This is a genomic window from Citrobacter sp. MGH103 (assembly GCF_001034475.2).
Classification (GTDB): domain Bacteria; phylum Pseudomonadota; class Gammaproteobacteria; order Enterobacterales; family Enterobacteriaceae; genus Citrobacter; species Citrobacter freundii.
This window is the reverse complement of record NZ_CP073043.1, coordinates 3,500,989-3,518,780: the sequence shown is the minus strand read 5'-3', so window position 1 is coordinate 3,518,780 and position 17,792 is coordinate 3,500,989. Positions and strand designations below refer to the sequence as shown.

The 17,792-nt window shown below is 50.7% G+C and carries 24 protein-coding genes and 1 pseudogene; 19 read left to right on the top strand and 6 right to left on the bottom strand.

All coding sequences use genetic code 11. From position 1 onward, the window contains the following. Positions 1–103 precede the first annotated feature (103 nt). Positions 104–301, top strand: coding sequence for a helix-turn-helix transcriptional regulator (locus tag SK33_RS17035; RefSeq protein WP_048219424.1), 198 nt, complete (start codon positions 104–106; stop codon positions 299–301). 108 nt (positions 302–409) lie between these two features. After that, on the top strand, positions 410–1,015 hold the full coding sequence (locus SK33_RS17030) for a hypothetical protein (protein ID WP_048219422.1): 606 nt from the start codon (positions 410–412) through the stop codon (positions 1,013–1,015). Positions 1,016–1,094: 79 nt separating this feature from the next. Here the strand turns inward: SK33_RS17030 and SK33_RS17025 are convergent, their stop codons facing one another. Then, positions 1,095–1,280 carry a YlcI/YnfO family protein gene (locus SK33_RS17025; RefSeq protein WP_048219421.1) on the bottom strand — a complete coding sequence of 62 codons (186 nt, stop codon included), beginning with the start codon at positions 1,278–1,280 and terminating at the stop codon, positions 1,095–1,097. A 187-nt stretch (positions 1,281–1,467) separates the two neighbouring features. Here SK33_RS17025 and SK33_RS17020 point away from each other — a divergent pair, with 187 nt between their 5' ends. The 15 genes from SK33_RS17020 (at position 1,468) to SK33_RS16950 (ending at position 10,692) form a co-directional block, all read left to right on the top strand. Beyond that, complete coding sequence (locus SK33_RS17020; RefSeq protein ID WP_162771972.1) at positions 1,468–1,755, top strand: host cell division inhibitor Icd-like protein; 288 nt, start codon at positions 1,468–1,470, stop codon at positions 1,753–1,755. After that, positions 1,748–1,909, top strand: coding sequence for a hypothetical protein (locus SK33_RS17015; protein WP_178317616.1), 162 nt, complete (start codon positions 1,748–1,750; stop codon positions 1,907–1,909). Before SK33_RS17020 ends, SK33_RS17015 begins: the two co-directional genes overlap by 8 nt. Continuing rightward, positions 1,902–2,306, top strand: coding sequence for a CHC2 zinc finger domain-containing protein (locus SK33_RS17010; protein WP_048219419.1), 405 nt, complete (start codon positions 1,902–1,904; stop codon positions 2,304–2,306). Before SK33_RS17015 ends, SK33_RS17010 begins: the two co-directional genes overlap by 8 nt. Then, the gene (locus tag SK33_RS17005) at positions 2,293–2,463 is read left to right on the top strand and encodes a hypothetical protein (RefSeq protein ID WP_178317615.1); all 171 of its coding nucleotides are present in this window, start codon (positions 2,293–2,295) and stop codon (positions 2,461–2,463) included. Before SK33_RS17010 ends, SK33_RS17005 begins: the two co-directional genes overlap by 14 nt. Then, positions 2,456–2,683 (top strand): hypothetical protein, encoded by a 228-nt coding sequence (locus tag SK33_RS17000; protein WP_048219417.1) that lies wholly within the window; start codon positions 2,456–2,458, stop codon positions 2,681–2,683. The genes SK33_RS17005 and SK33_RS17000 overlap by 8 nt, the downstream gene beginning before the upstream one ends. Next, positions 2,676–3,416, top strand: a complete 741-nt coding sequence (locus SK33_RS26470; RefSeq protein ID WP_048219415.1) for a hypothetical protein — start codon at positions 2,676–2,678, stop codon at positions 3,414–3,416. The genes SK33_RS17000 and SK33_RS26470 overlap by 8 nt, the downstream gene beginning before the upstream one ends. Then, positions 3,413–3,718: a hypothetical protein gene (locus SK33_RS16990; protein ID WP_048219413.1), complete on the top strand. Its 306-nt coding sequence runs from the start codon at positions 3,413–3,415 to the stop codon at positions 3,716–3,718. The genes SK33_RS26470 and SK33_RS16990 overlap by 4 nt, the downstream gene beginning before the upstream one ends. Positions 3,719–3,806: 88 nt before the next feature. Continuing rightward, positions 3,807–4,190, top strand: coding sequence for a hypothetical protein (locus tag SK33_RS16985; RefSeq protein WP_048219411.1), 384 nt, complete (start codon positions 3,807–3,809; stop codon positions 4,188–4,190). Next, a complete protein-coding gene (locus SK33_RS16980; RefSeq protein WP_053065189.1) occupies positions 4,183–4,830 on the top strand; it encodes a hypothetical protein in 648 nt (215 codons plus the stop codon). The genes SK33_RS16985 and SK33_RS16980 overlap by 8 nt, the downstream gene beginning before the upstream one ends. Before the next feature lie 10 nt (positions 4,831–4,840). Further along, complete coding sequence (locus SK33_RS16975) at positions 4,841–6,964, top strand: DUF927 domain-containing protein (RefSeq protein ID WP_048219409.1); 2,124 nt, start codon at positions 4,841–4,843, stop codon at positions 6,962–6,964. Then, positions 6,961–7,353: a single-stranded DNA-binding protein gene (locus SK33_RS16970; protein WP_048219408.1), complete on the top strand. Its 393-nt coding sequence runs from the start codon at positions 6,961–6,963 to the stop codon at positions 7,351–7,353. Before SK33_RS16975 ends, SK33_RS16970 begins: the two co-directional genes overlap by 4 nt. A gap of 43 nt (positions 7,354–7,396) precedes the next feature. After that, entirely contained in the window at positions 7,397–8,383 is a 987-nt protein-coding gene (locus SK33_RS16965; protein ID WP_048219405.1) for a hypothetical protein, read from the top strand. A gap of 86 nt (positions 8,384–8,469) precedes the next feature. Next, complete coding sequence (locus SK33_RS16960; protein ID WP_048219402.1) at positions 8,470–9,285, top strand: antitermination protein; 816 nt, start codon at positions 8,470–8,472, stop codon at positions 9,283–9,285. 289 nt (positions 9,286–9,574) lie between these two features. Next, positions 9,575–9,961 (top strand): hypothetical protein, encoded by a 387-nt coding sequence (locus SK33_RS16955; RefSeq protein WP_053065188.1) that lies wholly within the window; start codon positions 9,575–9,577, stop codon positions 9,959–9,961. 33 nt (positions 9,962–9,994) lie between these two features. Further along, positions 9,995–10,692, top strand: a protein-coding gene (locus SK33_RS16950; RefSeq protein ID WP_095033700.1) for an IS1-like element IS1B family transposase whose coding sequence is annotated in 2 segments (ribosomal slippage) — positions 9,995–10,244 and positions 10,244–10,692 — 699 coding nt in all. Because the reading frame shifts where the segments join, the coding sequence is not laid out codon by codon here. A gap of 15 nt (positions 10,693–10,707) precedes the next feature. On the opposite strand, the pseudogene SK33_RS16945 reads toward SK33_RS16950, so the two are convergent. Continuing rightward, positions 10,708–11,679, bottom strand: a pseudogene (locus SK33_RS16945) (DNA repair protein); the annotation flags it as partial. 299 nt (positions 11,680–11,978) lie between these two features. On the opposite strand from SK33_RS16945, the gene SK33_RS16940 reads away from it, so the two are divergent. Next, on the top strand, positions 11,979–13,064 hold the full coding sequence (locus SK33_RS16940; protein ID WP_048219399.1) for a YncE family protein: 1,086 nt from the start codon (positions 11,979–11,981) through the stop codon (positions 13,062–13,064). A gap of 146 nt (positions 13,065–13,210) precedes the next feature. Beyond that, the gene (gene pheP / locus SK33_RS16935) at positions 13,211–14,605 is read left to right on the top strand and encodes a phenylalanine transporter (protein WP_003021979.1); all 1,395 of its coding nucleotides are present in this window, start codon (positions 13,211–13,213) and stop codon (positions 14,603–14,605) included. Between the two features lie 54 nt (positions 14,606–14,659). On the opposite strand, the gene SK33_RS16930 is transcribed toward pheP, so the two are convergent. The 4 genes from SK33_RS16930 to SK33_RS16915 all read right to left on the bottom strand — a co-directional run bounded on the left by SK33_RS16930 (position 14,660) and on the right by SK33_RS16915 (position 17,691). After that, a complete protein-coding gene (locus SK33_RS16930) occupies positions 14,660–15,904 on the bottom strand; it encodes a mechanosensitive ion channel family protein (RefSeq protein WP_048219395.1) in 1,245 nt (414 codons plus the stop codon). Between the two features lie 64 nt (positions 15,905–15,968). Continuing rightward, positions 15,969–16,622, bottom strand: coding sequence for an oxygen-insensitive NAD(P)H nitroreductase (nfsB, locus tag SK33_RS16925; RefSeq protein WP_003021982.1), 654 nt, complete (start codon positions 16,620–16,622; stop codon positions 15,969–15,971). 119 nt (positions 16,623–16,741) lie between these two features. After that, a complete protein-coding gene (locus SK33_RS16920; protein ID WP_032948764.1) occupies positions 16,742–17,110 on the bottom strand; it encodes an MmcQ/YjbR family DNA-binding protein in 369 nt (122 codons plus the stop codon). After that, entirely contained in the window at positions 17,110–17,691 is a 582-nt protein-coding gene (locus SK33_RS16915; protein WP_003021988.1) for a TetR/AcrR family transcriptional regulator, read from the bottom strand. The genes SK33_RS16920 and SK33_RS16915 overlap by 1 nt, the downstream gene beginning before the upstream one ends. Positions 17,692–17,792 lie beyond the last annotated feature (101 nt).

Genomic DNA, 17,792 nt, shown 5'->3' with positions numbered 1-17,792 from the left:
CACTTCCAATTATTTTTCTAAATAATTCTCCAACTTCCAACATGTTGTCGATTTCCGTGATGTAATTTGTCATATGCACCGCAACAGACACTACGAGGTAAACATGTCGCAATCCTTTATCCGCCTATCAGAAGTTCAGCGCCGCACTGGCTACAGCAAAGCTTGGATCTATCGACTTATGGGGCAGGGTAAATTCCCTTCCTCTGTCAAAATTGGCTCTCGCTCAATTGCCTTTGTCGAAAGTGAAGTTGATGACTGGATTAACCAGCGCATCGAAGAATCGCGCAAGGAGGTGGTTTAATCAATCTTGAACACCCTATGTGCATTTGTTGCGTGTCGTTGCGTTCGCATCTGTTTATGATCCGATTGTCGCGACAGTTACCAACTAATTAACGACAGGTAAATAGCCATGAATAAATTAAATGTCCTCTACGGGCAGGGACTCGCTCAATCTGAAATCGGTCAGGCAGCTATTTCTGCACCTACTATGAGCAGTCTTGAAATGGTCGATTACATCAATGCAAATCGTAAAGCAAAAGCTAAATCGGAAGGGTTGACCTTTCCCTGCAAGAAATATCGCAAGCTCGAACACCGAAGCTTCATGAAGAAGGTGCCCAAAGTTCTCGGGGATGCAGCTGCAAAATTTTTTGCAACTGATACCTATATCAACGGTACCGGCGGTGTTGTGGAGAGGGATATTTGCAATTTTCCTAAGCGTGAAGCCTGCCTCATGGCAATGAGCTACAGCTACGAGCTGCAAGCGCAAATCTTCGATTACATGACAGAACTCGAGCATAACATTAACGGTGATCTCGTCTATACCATTCAGCAAATGGAAAATATCGTGTCATCTGCTCGAAAAGCATCTGATGAGGATTCGTCTGATGCTGGACGCCGATTACGCCAACGGCAGGATGATTTGCCTTTACTCGATAAGGCCGAAAAATTGGTGAAGGATTTTCGCCAGTTTTCGTTTGAGCTGATTGGTGGCGGGAAAGTCGAGGTATCTGAATGAGCGGCTTAACTATTGGCGCATCCCGTGTTCACAAAGAAAAAGGCAACGCTGCGAACGTTGCCTTTGAAAACCAGATCAATCACTGGACTGGATCATCTTTTGATTTTTTACGCTGTCGGCGTTTGATTTCACCTTTTGCTGCAGTAACTAAAAAACCAGCTGTACTCTCGCCTTCCTCCTTGAGTGATTCTATATCTTCCATCACTTCATGGGGGATTCGTACGGTGGTCATTTGTGATTTTCCGTTCTTTGCACCTGTTGCCATTACTGACGCTCCTTGTGGTTGGTGTATGTCAGTATACGCAAAAAAAAGATTAAAAAAAGACTTGCGGTGTATTTCACCTTGGGGTAGCCTTTCTTTCATGGGTGAAATACACCTTGAAGTATTCGAAGCCCAACTCGGACGGCAATCCGGTTGGGCCTCTAACCACAACGTTAGTTGGAGTAACATTATGGCATGTTCACATGATACCCAAACTCGCCCGGAATTCACATACCTGTTTCTGGGAACTCCGTCAGATAAAACCAACACCACGCCTGTTGTCCTGCGTGCTGAAGCCAACAATGAGCAACAGGCCCGCTCACATTTCCCCGGCTGGAATCTGGTATTCGCTGCGCAGATCCGCACTAAGGCTCCATGTCGCCTCCAGTTGATGGAAGGTGGTGATCACTTCTCCTGGATTTTCGAACAGCGTTTTGACGCCTGCACATCTGGTGTTCAGGAGGTGGCGCATGTCTGAACTCACCAAAACGGATGCGCTTATCGAAATTGAGGCACTTGCGCGTGCGGCTCAGTTCCTGACTGATACACCAGCACGCATTGAACTGGCAGGGATCCTTATGTCGCAGATTGAGAAAACCGCGAAAAAAGCGCAGGAGGCCGGGAATGAGTGACATCCTCAAAATCATTGGTCAGCACGTTCAGCTTGAGCGTCAGGGCAAAAACTATGTTGGGCTTTGTCCATTCCATCACGAGAGAACGCCATCATTCACGGTCGATCCTGCTACTCAGACATTCCGTTGCCTGGGCTGTGGTGCCCACGGTGATGTGGAAGAGTTTGCGAAGCTGATGCTGGTGAAAGGGCTGAATACTGTCACGACTGTGAACCTTCACGTTTCACCCGGTTTCACAGGGCGCGTGGTGGTTCAGCTCAAAGAAGGCCGTCATGTGTGCGATTACCCGCTGGTTAATGGGGAGCATGTTGCAACGCTGCCATCGTTCCTCGAAATGGCCTGTCGGGCTGGCTGGTCTGTCACACCTGAACAAGGGGTATGCAATGCGCAACGTTAAAGTCGGGGTTGGCCTTGATGCTTTGCATAAGATTCAGGCGCTTGCATCTGCCGCGGGATTTCTCACCTCCAGTGCGGACGAAGAGCAGTTGTGCCTTGAACTTATCGAGCTGATTGAAAAGATCGCCCGTGAAGCTGTGGAGGCTGACAATGGATAAGCCACATATTTACCGTACTGATAAGGATGTGTTGACCAACCTGCAACGCTCTCTGGATCTGATGAATTGTGCTACTCGCATTCTCGGTTCTGGGGAGAAGAATCTTCAGATGTACGTGATATCACTTGTGGATGTTGCAACCCATCTGACGCAACAGTCAACGAACGCACTGGATCTTGGTGAGCAGGCGGGAAATGAACACGAGGTGTGCAATGGCTGATAAAACTGAATTAATGGCTGGCTTTAGCGCGGATGAAACTTCCGGCGAAATTGATTCGGATACGCTGCTGGAAATGGTGAACGAAACCCGCGTTGAATGCGGTGAAAAACCGATTCGCAATAATGTCTTTATCGATCGCATTAAGGATGAACTGGTTGGGGAGTTTTACAAAACTTTTGTAAAACCTCAGGGCAGTAAGGGTGGACGCCCGTCTGAGGGGATCATCATGCAGATAAAGCAGGCTCTCCGCGTAGCTGCCCGTGAGTCAAAGGCGGTGCGCCGTGGACTGGTCGACAAGCTTGAAGCGCGTTATCAGCCTGCGCCCGTGCAGCGCGAACTGTCCACCATGGAAATTCTCCAGATTGCGATGGCGTCAGAGCAGGGGCGCCTGGCAGAAAAAGCTCGTGCTGACGAAGCCGAGCGCACCAAAGCCGAAATCGGCAGCCGCCGGGAAGCAACAGCGATGGCAACTGCATCTGCTGCCGTGCGTAAATCGAAACAACTGGCAGAACGCCTGGGCGAATCAGGGAAGCATGCCACGGTGAAAGCCGTGAAAAGTGTCACTGATATTGAGTATGGCTGGCGTCCACTTAAAAAGTGGTGTCAGGAGAACGGGCTGGAACCCCATAAAGTGCCGGACGCGCAGTTTGGCTTTGTTAAATCATGGCCGCGTGAGGCATGGGTGGCTGTGTATGGTGTTGATCTCATCGATTTCTGGGGAGAGCCGGTATGAGAAATATCGAACAGTTACTGACACGCTGTAATTTAGATAAAGAGGACGATGAAACCCTGTCCTGTATTCGCATGCATTCCGAAGGTGCATATGAAGGGATTATGTCCGGGCTGGGTTCTGTCGGCAATATCCTGTTCTGGGCCTGTGATAATAAAGAATACACAGGTGAAATGGCTAAAGAGGATTTGCGTAATCTGGGCGAAATGATGATGTATTTGCCGGGTATTGCTTCTGCTCTGAAATTTAATGCAGATGAAGCGGATTTCAGCATTCGTGAACGCAGGCAAAATATCGAGAAATAACTCCAGCATAGCGACATAAATTTAATCCGAAAAATAACGGCCATCAGGTCGGGGAATCACTCATCCTGATGGCAGGAGAACAGTAGTTATGAAAACGTCAAATAACTCTCTTGAATTAAACCGAAAACATATTGCCGATGCCTTTATTCATTATTGCCGGTTGCGTAATAACGGTTCGGCAGTACTTAACCTGATGGTGAAAAGACAGGTCGTAGCTCTCGATAATCTGACAGAGTCAGCCATCAGCAGTTGCCTCATCAATAGTATCGAACTCCAGTGCCTGCGTAAGTTTGGCAGTGATAAAGGACTACAGATGCTGAACGACACTTACGCTGGGATGTTGACGAAAGACTGTAGTCGCCTCACATCTGAAGGTGTTGAGTTTATGAATGAGGTTATGAAAGAGGCAGTGACTGCCGCACTGGATAATCCGAAAGATAATAGCTTTGGACTGGAGATTTATCATGCGTAAAACACAAAGTAATTATTTCTCTGGTGAAAACAGTCAGACAGAAAAATATATTCTGATGAGCCGTCTGGAAGCCGAGAAAAACGTAGTCCTTTATTTCCATCGCCAGCAGAGCGGAGGCAATACTGCCGTCCCGGAAACTGATATTCAGAAACTCGACAGCGGAGAGTATGACACGGATTTAGTGAATGGACTGCGTCTAGTTGCCTCCCTCTGGCACGGTATGCACGCCGGGGATTTTATTTTGAGTAATGAGCAGAATCTGATGCTCTGGCGCTGGGTGGTGGCCGCCGTATTTGTCTGTGAAATGTTTGATACCAACGGAACCGTCGAAGTGAAGAATGAACGGGGAGACTTGGAGGAAGTCGCAGTTTATAGCGGAGATCATGGGGGTATTGTCATTTATCCGTGGACTGAGCGCTTTGCTCTGGCAAACCATATTGAGGGACTGGCATACGAAATGTTCCCGGCGAACAAAGCCCCTGCAATGGCCTCGGCAATCTATCGCAGCATGATCGATATCAGCCCTGTCACCGGGATCGATATGTCTGAGGAGGGGCTTAAAGGTATGGCGCTTCTTCACGACAGCTTTATTGAAACGCTGAAGACGGAAGGCATTCCTGTGGCGCCGGTGGCTCACTGAGAGGCGGACGATGAAGAACGCACCTAACATGAATAAACTGCCTTCAGACCCGTTTGCAGAGGCGATTATTTTCGCCGGGGACAAAGCGTGGGCTTTTGCACAGGACTGGCAGCAACACAATACCATCGGTGATGACGTTCCTCCGGTCTGGCTCGGGAAGAAGCAGCTTGAGGAGCTCGACAGTCTGAATATTGTTAATGCCGGAAGGCGGTATGTCCGCGTCTACCGGGCTGGGGCAATTTCTGAAATGCAAATTAGCCAGATTGCAACAAAGCTGGCGCAGGCGGGGGTTCAGGAGGCCCGTCTTTACTCTGAGAGTCAGGAGCTTCTGGAAAACTGGACGGACCGTCTTCCGGCTCTGAAAGCCGACGCTGAAAGTGGCGACAGTACTGTTGTTTCCCTTTCGTCCATGAAGAAAAAAAAATCACCGGTTGCGGACGATGATCTGAAACCCCGTGTCGAAAGCCGTGATGATGGCGTTTTCTGGGTAACACCAAAAGTGGACAAGGAGAGCGGCGAAGTTATCACCAGTGAAAGCTGGTTATGCTCTCCTCTGGATGTCGTGAGTATCGGCACGGATGGTCGGGATCGCTATCTGATTGTGCGCTGGCAGCCAGAAGGCGAAGAGAAACCTCTAACCCGGGCTATCCCGCAGGCAGATATCGGTGAACGTGAGGGATGGCGTTTGCTTAAGGCCGGAGGCGTGAATGTCACGACCAAAAATAACCTGCGGGCCATTCTGGCCGACTGGATGCAGCGCAGCGGCAGCGGGCAACTCTGGCGGGTTGCTCATGCAACGGGCTGGCAGTGTGGGGCGTACATCATGCCCGATGGCGAAATTATCGGGAAACCTGAACACCCGGTGCTCTTTAACGGGCGAAGTTCAGCCGCTGCTGGGTACACCATGAAAGGGAATGTGGAAGGCTGGCGCAAAAGCGTGGCGGCTCTCGCGAACGGTAACCATTCAATGATGACGGCGGTTGCGGCTGCACTGGCGGCCCCATTAATCGGATTAACGGGCGCAGATGGTTTCGGCCTGCATTTCTATGAGCAGTCCAGCGCGGGCAAAACCACCACTGCCAATGTCGCCTCCAGTCTGTATGGCAATCCGGATGTGTTGCGCCTGACCTGGTACGGGACAGCGCTGGGACTGGCAAATGAAGCGGCGGCACACAATGATGCGCTGATGCCGCTGGACGAAATTGGGCAAGGGGCAGACCCGGTGGAAGTCTGGAAGTCAGCCTATGCGCTTTTCAATGGTACCGGGAAGTTGCAGGGGGCGAAGGAAGGCGGCAACCGCGAACTTAAACGCTGGCGCACGGTGGCAGTCAGTACTGGGGAGGTTGATATGGAAACCTTCGTGGCGGGAGCCGGTCGCAAGGCTAAAGCCGGACAACTGGTACGCCTGCTGAATATTCCCATGAGTCGCGCCACGGTCTTTCACGGCTACAAAAATGGCAAGCAGCATGCTGATGCTATTAAGGATGCGTATCAGAACAACTATGGCGCTGCCGGGCGTGAGTGGGTCCGTTGGCTTGCTGAACACAGGGAAGAAGCCACTAACGCTGTCCGTCAGGCAGAAGAACGCTGGCGCAGTCTGGTCCCTGCAGATTACGGCGAACAGGTCCACCGTGTGGCATCCCGCTTTGCCATTCTTGAGGCGGCTCTGCTACTCGGGAAGGTAATTACCGGCTGGGATGAACAGCAGTGCCGGGATGCCATTCAGCACAGTTACAACGCCTGGATCGGCGTGTTTGGTACCGGCAACAAAGAAATTGAGCAAATTATTGAACAGGCGGTGAGCTTTCTGAGCACTTTCGGTATGCGACGATTCGCCCCGCTGCCTTATGACGAACAAAGTATGCCGATAAGCGAACTGGCCGGATACCGGAATAAAGGGAATCACAATGATGATCCTGTTCTGTTTTATGTCTTGCCTGCAGTGTTCAAGGCTGAAGTTGCGAAGGGATTTGACAGTGGTCAGTTTGCCCGCACGCTGTGTGACGCCGGAATACTGAAAAAATCACCCAGCGATAAAGGGTATCAGACGCTCACCCCACGGCTCCGGCATCTGGGGAATATCCGTATGCGTTCATATTTACTGGTTCAGCTTGATGAGGGAGAGGGGCAATGACAGCACATATTGCAGCACATGGCCGGCTGGTGGTTGATGTACAGAGTAAAACTATCAGTAACGGCAACAGCATGGCATTTACGCGGCTGGCGGTGGCACTTCCCTGCCGGGATATTGAGAGCGGTGAACTGACATTCTGGCTGGGGGTAACGGCGTTCGGTAAGCAGGCTGACTATTTGCTGAAACACCAGAAAGGTGTCCTCATTAGCGTATCGGGCAATATGCAGGCCAACCAGTGGAAGGGGAATAACGGTGTTCTGCAGACGGGTTACCAGATGGTGGCTGATTCGGTGATCAGCGCGAAAACAGTACGCCCTGGAGGCAGGAAGAAAGGCACCGGTGTGCAACCGTCACCGGGTGATGACCTTGCGGATGACGTACCTTTCTGATAACAGGCAAGGCGGGGCAACCCGCCAGCATACAGGGTGTGCAATGAACAAAGATATTAAAGAGCAAATCCTCAGCCTTAAACGTAGCGGCAGAGGCTATAAAACCATCTCACGTGAAACCGGCGTCAATCTAAATACGGTGAAAAGTATCTGCCGCCGTTCCGGGTTATTTCGCGACAATCCTGAGCACAGGGCGTTGTTCACCATTCCTGAAACGAAATACAGCACCGAACTGGCGACAATTAAACCTCTGCCACCGCAACGGGTTATCACCGGCCATAAACAGACGGATGCGTACCTGTGGGTGCTGGAGGTTATCAAAACTGGTGAGCCCGTCCATATTGCCGCAGCGGAAGCAGCGCTGGAGAAACTGACCATCACACCGAAGGAGGCACAGGAACGATATACGCGATACCTGCAGCATAGCGGCGCGGGCTGGACCTCCGTGTTTTCGACAATGTGGCTCGATAACCCGCAGCACTTCATCAGCAGTGCGAAATCACAGCGAGATAAGGCCGCGAAGGTTCGTGGTGCCTTTGGAAGCTATGATGCGGCAATGGAACCCACGAAACCGGAACGGTTAATGATGGCGGCTTATGGTGAAATATATGGGGAAGGCTTATACGGCTGGACGGAGGAAGAAAAAGCACAAGGTAGCATTAAAGGCGATCGCATCTTCGAGGCATGGGACGCGCGGAAAGCCGTATCAAAGGGGTTTCGTGATGTACTTCCTGAGCCCTACACCCTGTCAGATGTGGTGCGGGAGTATCTTTACTGGGCATGGTTAGTTGATATGAGAAGCGCCGCCATAAAGGAAATCGATCCGGACGGCTATGGTGATGATTACCCGGAGATAAGCGACCGTGAAGATTACCTTGATAAGTTGCTGGAAACCATCAGCCCGCGCAACCAACAGGAAGCGCTGGAGGTGCTGAAATGGTATCTGCAGAGCGAGCGTCATCAGGGCTGCATGGATGCTGACAGTGACGGCGTGTATCTCAATCTGATTGGTGCGCACAATGCAGAATAACGACATTTTGTTTATTGCAATGAAATGGATGATTGTTGCAATAAGTGAGATAATAACCCTGTCCGGTCACCAGAAGGTATTTGCGCATGAAACTGGAATCATCACTCAAACATTTCAGCCCTCAGGGGATGCACATCAGCGACAGCGTGAAAGGCACCTCTCCGGATCGCCTCACCGGAACCGATGTTATGGTAGCCATCGGTACGACCAGCAGCCGCGCGCGTTTTGGTCTGTCCGCTTTCTTTGGTAAAACCGGGATCAGCAAAAGCGATGAGCAACTTGCGGTTCAGGCGCTGGCACGCCACGCAATGGAGACAGCACCAAAGAACGTGCGCAAAGCAGCCGGTGGTGAGTTGGGATGGTGCATGCTGATGCTGGCGCAATTTGCCTTTGCTGAATACTCTCGTTCGGCGGCTACCAGCGTGACGTGTCACAGCTGCAATGGTACCGGACGGACAACCCGCGAACAGGTCACCCGTAAAGTTTCGTACCCATGGGGTAAAGCACCATATTGGGCTAACCGCTCTCGTGCTGTTCGTCCGTCTGACTGGGAGCACTGGACTGAGGTAACAGAGGTTGTACCGGCCGTCTGTGATAGTTGCGGAGGCAAGGGAACAATCAGCGCCCGCTGCCGTTGTAGTGGAAAGGGCGAGGTACTGGACCGCATCGCGACAAAAGACCGCGGCGCACCGGTTTTCAAAACGTGTGAGCGTTGCAGCGGCGAGGGGTATTCCAGAGTGTCATCTGCGACCGTTCACCGAGCTATCCTTAAACGTCTGCCGGATCTCCATCAGTCCTCATGGTCTCGTAACTGGAAGCCATTCTATGAAATGTTGGTTGATGCACTGCACAAGGGAGAGCGTCAGGCATCATCAGAATTTGAGAAAGCAACAACTTATTGATGCGATCGGAGCAAATGGCGACACTTTTTGCACGTTAGTGTTGACTTTGCATAAAATTGTCCTGTATGCTTCTGATTATGGAGTATAACGCCTGTAGATAATTAACCTCGAAAAGCCCGCCACGGCGCGGGTTTTTTTGTATCCGCATTTCCTGCGCACCGCCCGCGCATCCATCACGTCGAACCAATCCATTTGAAATGAGCCTTTGAGGAAGTCGGTTAGCGCTGGCGAGCCTCGACGGGCTGATTTCCTGTGCGGCAAAGGTTCATCTCAAAGTAAGGTAAACGCCATGAGTAAAACTGATCCGACAGGCAGTAAAGAGCGGCTTGTTTTTGGAGTCGGAAAGCTTGATGTTCATCCTGTGATTATTAACGGGGTAAGGACGAGAGCATATAGAGTCTGGTTCAGTATGCTTAAAAGATGCTATGGGAAAGGTTCGTCATACAGACGTGATTATGAAGGGTGTTCCGTAGATCCGCATTGGCACAAATTTAGTAACTTTAAAGATTTTTACGATAAATTTTACTTTGAAGGCGCTGAACTTGATAAGGATTTGCTTAGCCTAGGTAATAAGGTTTATTCAAAAGAAAAATGTGTATTTATTCCTCAGTGGCTTAATACCTTTATTACCATAAGAACGGATAAGGCAAGCCCGGTGATGCTGCCAACTTACTGATTTAGTGTATGATGGTGTTTTTGAGGTGCTCCAGTGGCTTCTGTTTCTATCAGCTGTCCCTCCTGTTCAGCTACTGACGGGGTGGTGCGTAACGGCAAAAGCACTGCCGGACATCAGCGCTATCTCTGCTCTCACTGCCGTAAAACATGGCAACTGCAGTTCACTTACACCGCTTCTCAACCCGGTACGCACCAGAAAATCATTGATATGGCCATGAATGGCGTTGGATGCCGGGCAACCGCCCGCATTATGGGCGTTGGCCTCAACACGATTTTCCGCCATTTAAAAAACTCAGGCCGCAGTCGGTAACCTCGCGCATACAGCCGGGCAGTGACGTCATCGTCTGCGCGGAAATGGACGAACAGTGGGGATACGTCGGGGCTAAATCGCGCCAGCGCTGGCTGTTTTACGCGTATGACAGGCTCCGGAAGACGGTTGTTGCGCACGTATTCGGTGAACGCACTATGGCGACGCTGGGGCGTCTTATGAGCCTGCTGTCACCCTTTGACGTGGTGATATGGATGACGGATGGCTGGCCGCTGTATGAATCCCGCCTGAAGGGAAAGCTGCACGTAATCAGCAAGCGATATACGCAGCGAATTGAGCGGCATAACCTGAATCTGAGGCAGCACCTGGCACGGCTGGGACGGAAGTCGCTGTCGTTCTCAAAATCGGTGGAGCTGCATGACAAAGTCATCGGGCATTATCTGAACATAAAACACTATCAATAAGTTGGAGTCATTACCGCGTAAATGCTGCAAATCGTTCAATCGGTCACTCGCCATCATCGGTTCGAGGCCGCTTTGCAATTGAGTCAGTAGCGCCCGGACGGCGGCAAGATCGGCATTTTGACGTGCCTGGTTAAGCTGCACCATCATCTGATGCGCTTTCTCTTTCAGATCATCGGCTACCACGTCCGGGTGGCAAAGACGGCTGGCCTGACGCCACAGGCGTTTTAGCTCATTACGTTCATCAGAGGAAAGCCGCTGGTCACGGCTAAAACGATGCTGCGCATCCTGCTGCTGCTCCTGATATTCATCATATTCATGGCTGGCCTCTTCCTGTGCCTGACGGGTTGCGCTGTCGTCCTGGCGAGAAAAGTCGTTTTCCAACTCACGAATCTCCGCCAGCAGGGCGGTAATCAGTTCCGTTTGTTGCTGAATACGTTGGCGTGTTTCTACCGATTCGCGCGAATCTGAATTCTGGTTCATCCAGTGCTGCTTGAGCCTGGCCAGTTGATCAACAGCCTGGGAAATATAGTGCTGGCAGGATTGATAGTCTTTTTCCCGGCGTTTTCGCTCCGCTTCCTGTTTGCGCTGGGCGCTGGCGGCGAGCTGTTTACGCAGTTCGAGAATGCGGCTCATCAGCGGCCCAAGACGAAGGTGATACAGATCGTTGAAATCATCAAGGATTTGAATGCGCGTGTTGCGCTTATCGATCAGGTCACGCAGCTGTGTTTCGAGCGCTTTGAGTTCCAGCTTACTGGCGGCAATGGCTGGATCCTGCCACGTAGAGACTGCCCGTTGAGATTGCAGCCAGGCCGAGATTTCACGCAGGGCATCACTAAAACGTCGTTCTTCGATCGCCTGCACAATGGTGCCAGGTACGACTGACAAAGGTTCATTTTTAAGATGCGCCACCTGCTGGAAAATAATCTCCTCATCTTCCAGTTCAATAGCGCTTTTGACGATTTCCAGTCGTTTGATGATCTTATTCATGACAGTCGTTGCCTGGCCTGGCTAAAAAACGAGTGGCTGAAGTACAACAGCTTCACCCGTTTGAAAATGTTAGAAAAACAGTAAAGCGCATTCTGTGGCCTGCGATGCCTTTTCGTCCAGAATAATTCACTGTAATTATGAAAAACCGGAAGTCGCGCGCACCTGTCTGCATCTTCAAACCTCTGTTTCATGTTTTTTACTCTCGGGTAATTATTCTTGATTCAGTAAAGATAATGCGTATAGTTCTCATTCTCCTTTGTTATTAACTCTCTGTATTACTTCTGGTAAGGATCCCTACAATGAAAAAAACAACATCCGCGTTGGCATTGCTGATTGTTGCGGCGTTAAGCGGTTGTGCGCCGCATACCACGCCAGCCAGCAACGCCAGCGTTACGGAAAAAACAACGCAACCTGCCGTCACCGATGTACAGCAACGCGCGCTGGCGGCTGGGTTATATGAAATGGCGCTTAACCCGGCAGGGGATGCGTTGTACGTTGCCAGCGCCGAAGGATTTAAAGATGTGCAGGGCGGTGTGGTTTACAAGCTGGATCCGAAAACGCTTAAAACGCTCGGCTTGAGTCATACCGATATGAAAAACTTTGGTATGGCTATCTCGCCGGACGGTAAAACGGTGTATGTCACCAACTCACTGGATGGCGGCCTGAGCGCGCTGAATACCGCTGACGGTAAAGTGAAAAATCGCGTATTGTTCCCGGAACGTAACCCAGAAGGGTTCCCGTACGGTGCACGTCAGGTTCTGTTGCATAACGGCTTGCTCTATATTGGCGCCGTGGCGGATCCGGCGGTGATTTGGGTGGTTGACGCTGAAACCCTGACACTGAAAACCCGCATTAAAAATGCGGGTAAATGGATGACCGGACTGCATTATTCCGACGTGACGCAGCGAATTTATGCGGCTAACGGTGGCGGTGAAATTCTTGTCATCAACCCGCGTAATCAGCGTGTTGAGAAACGCTGGCAGCCGCTGGGGGAACAACCTGCGCTGCTGCTGAATATGGCAGAGGACGCGCGAACGGGTCGCTTGTTTGTTACCGACAACTCGAAAGCGAAGACCACCCTGGTGCTGGATATCCATACCGGTAAGCTGCTGAAAAAATTGGATGTGGGTGATTCGCTGGCGGTGAAATTCAACGCAAAACGCAACGAAATCTATATTACCCAGCGTGATTCAGGGAAATTACTCAGCCTGAATGCGACCGACTACAGTGTGAAGAAAAGCTGGGACTTACCGCCTAACCCCAACAGCCTGCTGCTCTCGGCAGATGGGCAAACCCTGTTTGTCACCGTGAAACAGAAATTTAATAAAGACCACTCCACCTCTGCGCCAGATAACGTGGTACGTATTGACCTGAATAAACAATAACAACTCGCCTTCTTTCTATTGTTTTTCTGCAGAGCCTCGGTGCGTTGGGCAAGGAAGCCCGGCGTATCCAATCGATTGCGCCTTGCGACAACCAGGTTGAAATGTTAAAAGAAGCCCCTTCAATAAAAACGACACAGGGGAAGGGCGTGAAAAACGCGTCAACTGCATCTGACACCAGCGTGTCTGATGCCGCGTCAACAAATGAGCCGACGCTTCAACGAGGGTTGCAAAACCGCCATATTCAGTTAATTGCACTGGGCGGTGCAATTGGTACGGGCCTGTTTTTAGGCATTGGCCCGGCTATTCAGATGGCGGGACCTGCGGTGTTACTGGGTTACGGTGTGGCCGGGATCATCGCTTTTTTGATTATGCGTCAACTGGGCGAAATGGTAGTGGAAGAACCCGTTTCCGGATCCTTTGCCCACTTTGCCTATAAATACTGGGGACCGTTCGCGGGTTTTCTGTCCGGTTGGAACTACTGGGTGATGTTTGTGCTGGTCGGTATGGCGGAACTGACAGCGGCTGGGATCTACATGCAGTACTGGCTGCCCGATGTCCCGACCTGGATTTGGGCCGCGGCATTCTTCGTGATCATCAACGCCGTCAATCTGGTCAACGTACGTCTGTATGGCGAAACGGAATTCTGGTTCGCACTGATTAAAGTGCTGGCCATTATCGGCATGATAGGTTTTGGCGTGTGGATGCTGTTTTCCGGTAACGGCGGGGAACATGCAAGCATCGATAACCTATGGCGTTACAACGGCTTTTTTGCTACCGGCTGGAACGGATTAATTCTGTCGCTGGCAGTGATTATGTTCTCCTTTGGCGGGCTGGAGCTTATCGGGATTACCGCCGCGGAAGCGCAGGATCCGCAGAAAAGCATTCCAAAGGCGGTAAACCAGGTGGTGTACCGTATTCTGCTGTTTTACATCGGTTCTCTGGTGGTGCTGTTGGCGCTATACCCGTGGGTGGAAGTGAAATCCAACAGCAGCCCGTTTGTGATGATTTTCCATAATCTTGATAGCAACGTGGTGGCTTCTGCGCTGAACTTTGTCATCCTGGTGGCTTCGCTGTCGGTGTATAACAGTGGCGTCTACTCTAACAGTCGTATGCTATTTGGTCTCTCGGTTCAGGGGAACGCACCGAAGTTCTTAACCCGCGTCAGCCGTCGCGGCGTACCGGTGAATTCACTGATCCTTTCCGGTGCTATTACGTCGCTGGTGGTACTGATCAACTATGTGCTGCCGCAAAAAGCCTTTAGCCTGCTGATGGCGCTGGTGGTGGCGACGCTGCTGCTGAACTGGATTATGATCTGCCTGGCACATCTGCGATTCCGGGCGGCGATGCGTCGCAAAGGACGTGACACACAGTTTAAAGCGCTGCTGTATCCAGCAGGGAACTACCTGTGTATTGCTTTCCTTGGCATGATCCTGGTGCTGATGTGTACGATGGATGAGATGCGCCTGTCAGCTATCCTGCTGCCAGTGTGGATCATTTTCTTGTTTGTGGCCTTTAAACTGCTGCGTCGTAAGTCCCGCTAAGTTTCTACCGATCTCATCCTGGTGATGAGATCGGTGATTTATCTATTCTGCAGATTAACGCTGAAACGCGCCAGACAGTGCGCGAATATCGTTTCCGGTAGGCGACTGATGAATGCGCAGGCCAAACTCTTCGACCACGGCAAAGATATGGTCGAAGATATCAGCCTGAATACTTTCATATTCCAGCCAGACCACCGTATTGGTAAAAGCATAAATTTCGATTGGTAATCCGTGATCGTCTGGCGCAAGCTGGCGCACCATTAACGTCATATCTTTGCGAATACGTGGGTGATGACGCAAATATTCGTTCAGATAAGCGCGGAAGGTGCCAATATTGGTCATTTGGCGGTGATTCAATACCGATTCAGGCGCATCTAATTGCTGATTCCACTCTTTGATTTCCTGGTGACGCGTGGTCAAATACGGTTTCAGCAGGTGTGCTTTATGCAGTCGCTGACGCTCATCATCATCAAGAAAATGGATACTGGTGGCATCAATGCTGATGCTGCGTTTAATTCTCCGACCACCTGAAGCCGACATTCCGCTCCAGTTTTTAAAAGAGTCTGATACCAGTGACCAGGTGGGGATCGTGGTGATGGTGTTATCCCAGTTGCGCACTTTGACGGTGGTTAAACCAATATCGATAACAGCACCGTCTGCACCGTATTTCGGCATTTCCAGCCAGTCGCCAAGCTTAAGCATGTCGTTGGCCGAGAGCTGTATTCCGGCCACCAGACCGAGAATCGGGTCTTTAAATACCAGCATTAGCACGGCTGCCATGGCACCCAGACCGCTTATCAGTATTGCCGGCGATTGACCTATCAGCAGGGAAATCATCAGGATCCCGACCAGGATGGCGGCGATCAGTTTGATACCCTGAAATATACCTTTTAAGGGTAATTGGGATGCGGCTGGGAGCTTTTGCGACAGGTTGAGAATAACGTCCAGCAGAGAAAACAGGGACAGCAGGGCGTACATCATGATCCACAGCTGTGCGCAGGTCACTAATATATCTGCCACTTCACTGCCTTTTTGTAGCCAGAGTGTAGCCTGTATATTGACGATGATACCTTGCAGCGTAAACGCCAGGCGGTGGAATAATTTGTTCTGCGTGATAATTTGCAACCACAGACGGGAACTGGTACTGGCGCGTTTTTCAAATGCGCGTAATACCACCCAGTGCAAAATAACGTGAACAATAATGGCGGTGAGAAAAATAATGCCAAAAATCATCACCAGCGAGGTGGTGTGATTTATTTCAATGCCGAGTTCTTCTACCTGAGATATCAATTCCTGCATAACGTCTCCTTAATAAACAGCGGTCTATGATGACCGCTGTGTGGAGCTTATGCAAATGTGGGGACTAGACTTCTGTCAGCGTTGTTTCCAGCGGCAGACGGGATTTCGGCAGCGCGGCGTTGAAATCTTCTACGCTGTGATGACCCACCGGGACCACCACTACGCTGGTGAAACCTTTTTCTTTCAGACCAAACTCTGCATCCATCACCGCCGCATCAAAGCCTTCGATCGGCACTGCATCCAGACCCATTGCTGCAACGCCCAGCAGGAAGTTACCAACGTTCAGATACACCTGTTTTGCCATCCAGTGGTTGTCATCTTTCAGTTCTTTGCGATGCATATCAGCAAAGAAGGTACGACCTTTGTGGTTTGCAGCTTTAGCTTCAGGGGTGGCGAAGCGGCCATCGCTCTCTTCCTGATCCACCACGCGCTCCAGCCACGCGTCGTCCATCGCCGTTTTGGCGCAGAACACTACTACGTGGGAAGCATCCAGCATTTTACGTTCGTTGAACACAAAGCCGCCGGCTGCGGATTTGGCCACACGCGCTTTACCTTCATCAGTGCTGGCAACGATAAAATGCCATGGCTGAGAGTTGGTGCTGGATGGGCTAAACTGCAGCAGCGTTTTTAATTTTTCGGCCTGCTCAGCGGTCAGTTTTTTAGTCGGATCGAATGCCTTAGTGGAGTAACGTTTTAAGGCGACAGAAACAATATCCATAACTACTCCTGGTGGTTTTTTATACCCTGCGGGTACGTTTTGTTTCAGCAGGGTACAGGGTTAGCAGGAAAAAGATAAGACAGGAAAATGCAAAAACACTTATCGGGGTTAACGATAAATCAATCTGGACGCAGGCGTTTTTGATCCCGCTTCGGCAAGCCGTCAACGACGCGGTGCCAGGAATCATTCACCAGCTCTGCCAGTAATGACTCGGTAATGTCGTCGCCCGGATAGACCGAGATCCAGTGCTTTTTATTCATGTGATAGCCGGGTTTAATGCTGGGGTAGATCTGCTGGTTTAACAGTGATTTTTGCGGATCGGATTTCAGGTTAATAAGCGGACGTCCGCGAAGCTCCGTGACCAGCATAAAAATTTTACCGCCAACCTTGAAGACATCGTATTCCGGGCCGAATGGCCAGCAGTGTTCGGTAAAAGGCAGTTCGAGCGCAAGGCGTTTCGCACAGGTAGGCAGGGTTTGGCCGTCCATTATTGTTCCTCGCGGGTTAGAGCGCGCCACATCGCTTCAAATCCCATCGATATGTATTCCTTGGCCCGGGCAGAGTCTCGGGCAGCGAACTCCATGGTGGTTTCCGCCAAAGAGAGAAAAAGGCCATCGCCAAAGGCGCGATATTCGTCAGACATAAACTCAGGTCGTACGTAACGATGACAAAGATCGCGCAGTTCGGGGAACATATCGTCAGCCTGCTGTTCTGTTTCTTTGCTGATTTTCTCGCTAACGGCTAACTGGCGAATCGTGCGATGCCCACAGGTATGGTTCAGGCCCCAGCTAATGTAGCTGTTCCAGATATAGTGAGTCATGGTTTTGGCATCGGTCACTGAGCGATCCAGATTTGCCATCATCGACTGACAGAGATCGTGCTTTAAAAAGAGGTAAAGCTCGTTGATCAAATCATCTTTGGTCGCGAAATAGCGAAACAACGTTCCCTCCGCAACACCTGCATTGCGGGCAATTACGGCGGTAGACGCCGCAATACCTGATTGTGCAAATGCTGTGGTTGCAGCTTCCAGTAATGCCAATTTTTTGTCTTCACTCTTCGGACGAGCCACTACACTTTACCCTTAAGTTGTAAAAAGCATGATTGAATCACGGCCTTTGCAGCACCGCAACGGTGAATGTCAAAGATTGAAAATCATCTTGACGGCGAACT

Coding starts and splice junctions, on each gene's coding strand:
- SK33_RS16985 (WP_048219411.1), top strand. CDS start 3,807: ATGAAAACGTCAAATAACTCTCTTGAATTAAACCGAAAACATATTGCC.
- SK33_RS16990 (WP_048219413.1), top strand. CDS start 3,413: ATGAGAAATATCGAACAGTTACTGACACGCTGTAATTTAGATAAAGAG.
- SK33_RS16920 (WP_032948764.1), bottom strand. CDS start 17,110: ATGGACGGCCAAACCCTGCCTACCTGTGCGAAACGCCTTGCGCTCGAA.
- SK33_RS16940 (WP_048219399.1), top strand. CDS start 11,979: ATGAAAAAAACAACATCCGCGTTGGCATTGCTGATTGTTGCGGCGTTA.
- nfsB (WP_003021982.1), bottom strand. CDS start 16,622: ATGGATATTGTTTCTGTCGCCTTAAAACGTTACTCCACTAAGGCATTC.
- SK33_RS26470 (WP_048219415.1), top strand. CDS start 2,676: ATGGCTGATAAAACTGAATTAATGGCTGGCTTTAGCGCGGATGAAACT.
- SK33_RS16965 (WP_048219405.1), top strand. CDS start 7,397: ATGAACAAAGATATTAAAGAGCAAATCCTCAGCCTTAAACGTAGCGGC.
- SK33_RS16955 (WP_053065188.1), top strand. CDS start 9,575: ATGAGTAAAACTGATCCGACAGGCAGTAAAGAGCGGCTTGTTTTTGGA.
- SK33_RS17035 (WP_048219424.1), top strand. CDS start 104: ATGTCGCAATCCTTTATCCGCCTATCAGAAGTTCAGCGCCGCACTGGC.
- SK33_RS16975 (WP_048219409.1), top strand. CDS start 4,841: ATGAAGAACGCACCTAACATGAATAAACTGCCTTCAGACCCGTTTGCA.
- SK33_RS16980 (WP_053065189.1), top strand. CDS start 4,183: ATGCGTAAAACACAAAGTAATTATTTCTCTGGTGAAAACAGTCAGACA.
- SK33_RS17025 (WP_048219421.1), bottom strand. CDS start 1,280: ATGGCAACAGGTGCAAAGAACGGAAAATCACAAATGACCACCGTACGA.
- SK33_RS17020 (WP_162771972.1), top strand. CDS start 1,468: ATGGCATGTTCACATGATACCCAAACTCGCCCGGAATTCACATACCTG.
- SK33_RS17000 (WP_048219417.1), top strand. CDS start 2,456: ATGGATAAGCCACATATTTACCGTACTGATAAGGATGTGTTGACCAAC.
- SK33_RS17005 (WP_178317615.1), top strand. CDS start 2,293: ATGCGCAACGTTAAAGTCGGGGTTGGCCTTGATGCTTTGCATAAGATT.
- SK33_RS17030 (WP_048219422.1), top strand. CDS start 410: ATGAATAAATTAAATGTCCTCTACGGGCAGGGACTCGCTCAATCTGAA.
- SK33_RS17015 (WP_178317616.1), top strand. CDS start 1,748: ATGTCTGAACTCACCAAAACGGATGCGCTTATCGAAATTGAGGCACTT.
- SK33_RS16960 (WP_048219402.1), top strand. CDS start 8,470: ATGAAACTGGAATCATCACTCAAACATTTCAGCCCTCAGGGGATGCAC.
- SK33_RS16930 (WP_048219395.1), bottom strand. CDS start 15,904: ATGCAGGAATTGATATCTCAGGTAGAAGAACTCGGCATTGAAATAAAT.
- SK33_RS16970 (WP_048219408.1), top strand. CDS start 6,961: ATGACAGCACATATTGCAGCACATGGCCGGCTGGTGGTTGATGTACAG.
- SK33_RS17010 (WP_048219419.1), top strand. CDS start 1,902: ATGAGTGACATCCTCAAAATCATTGGTCAGCACGTTCAGCTTGAGCGT.